Origin of the sequence: Idiomarina sp. UBA4206 (genome assembly GCF_002383015.1) — a bacterium.
GTDB lineage: Bacteria > Pseudomonadota > Gammaproteobacteria > Enterobacterales > Alteromonadaceae > Idiomarina > Idiomarina abyssalis.
The window spans coordinates 100401-100782 of record NZ_DFTS01000039.1 but is presented as its reverse complement, the minus strand read 5'-3'; the positions used below and the strand labels follow the sequence as shown (position 1 = coordinate 100782).

The 382-nt window shown below is 49.2% G+C and carries 1 protein-coding gene; it reads left to right on the top strand.

Features of this window, described 5'->3' with window-relative positions; all coding sequences use genetic code 11:
* Nucleotides 1-382 (top strand): YcaO-like family protein (locus B3180_RS08560; protein ID WP_286844021.1); only part of this gene is annotated, 382 nt, incomplete at both ends.

Genomic DNA, 382 nt, shown 5'->3' with positions numbered 1-382 from the left:
TGCAAGGCCGAAGCTTTGAAGGTTTAAACGACCTCCCGGCACCAACCTTTAACTCCATGGCTGTGACCGAACCAAACAACTTTGTTGAGCACTTTATTGATTCGTCGGGCGTTGTGTCCTGGCGTTTCTTTAGCGCTAAGTCTGACATTGAATTCGTTGAATGGGACTTTAGCGGCTCTAACCAGGAAGAAGCCGATACACTGTTTGGTATTTTGCAGGACATGGGCAAAGAAGCTTACGTAGCCGTGCATGAAGATCTTGGCGCGCCGGTGTGTCGTATTCTGGTGCCGGGCTATTCGGAAGTCTACCCCGTAGAAGACCTCATTTGGGACAACACCAATATAGCTTTGCAATACCGTGAAGACATTCTCAACCTGCACCG